Origin of the sequence: Streptomyces sp. NPDC015125 (assembly GCF_043080045.1) — a bacterium.
Taxonomy (GTDB): domain Bacteria; phylum Actinomycetota; class Actinomycetes; order Streptomycetales; family Streptomycetaceae; genus Streptomyces.
Map to the genome: position 1 here is coordinate 1 of NZ_JBIBVF010000071.1, position 1,032 is coordinate 1,032.

At 73.0% G+C, this 1,032-nt stretch carries 1 protein-coding gene; it reads right to left on the bottom strand.

Annotated elements, in window-relative coordinates; all coding sequences use genetic code 11:
• Positions 1–877, bottom strand: an 877-nt coding sequence (locus ACF088_RS41390; protein WP_392381140.1) for a type II secretion system F family protein, incomplete at its 3' end; no start/stop codon positions are given.
• Positions 878–1,032 lie beyond the last annotated feature (155 nt).

Genomic DNA, 1,032 nt, shown 5'->3' on the forward strand with positions numbered 1-1,032 from the left:
GGACGTCGGAGCCGTCGCGGACCAGGAAGCGTTCCGGCGTCTCGATGGTCGACAGCTTGCGCAGCCACCAGAAGCCCAGCGCGAACAGCCCGCACACGCAGGCCAGGACGAGCTGGCCGACGGGTGAGCCGTACGGCTCGACGAAGTCCCGGTTGAAGATGGACAGGCCGAGGACGAAGAGCACCGACACCGCGACCACGATCTGCACGGAGCGGCGGGTCGAGGCGCGCTGCGCCATCACGCGCTGGCGCATGTCGACCTCCTCGCGCGCCGACTTGGCGAGCGCGCCGAGGACCTGCCGCAGACCCGGGCCGCGCAGCCGCGCGTTGAGGATCAGCGCCGCGACGATGATGTCGGCGGACGCGTCGTCGATCTCGTCGGCGAGGTGCTGGAGCGCGTCGGGCAGCGGGGTGCGCGAGCGCAGCCGGTCGACCAGGGCGTCCAGGTGGGGGCGGAGGACGGGCGCGGCGGCGCGGGCGGAGGCGGGGATGGCCTGCTCAAGGCCGACCGCGCCCGCGATGGTGTCGCGCAGCGACTCGGTCCAGGAGGCGAGGGCCTCGACCCGCTTCATGGCGGCGCGTTCCTCGGCGGCACCGCCGAAGAGGCGGTCCCAGAAGAAGACGAGGACACCGGCCGCGATGCCGAGCACCGCCCAGCGGGTCAGGAGCAGGACGACGAGGCCGACGAGGGCCGCGGCGGAACCGCGCCGGCCGGCCCAGCGGATCAGCTCGTTGACGCGCTCGCTGGCCTGCCGCTTCTCGTGCTCGGGCTTGGCGGGCAGTCCGCGTACCGCGACCAGGAAGAGGGCGAGGCCGCCGCCGACGGCGACACCGCAGCCGAGCGCGTACAGGATCGTGGTCGAGAACAGTCCGCCCATGGAGCCGAGCGAGTCCAGTGCCGCGAGTGTGGTCGTCCGCATCGTCCCGTCACCCCCACGTTCCGTTGGGCCGGTAGCCGTAGGCGATGAGATCCTCCAGGCAGGCGATGGGGGCGTGCGGTACGACCTGGCCGTCGGGCGCCTCGGTGAACACT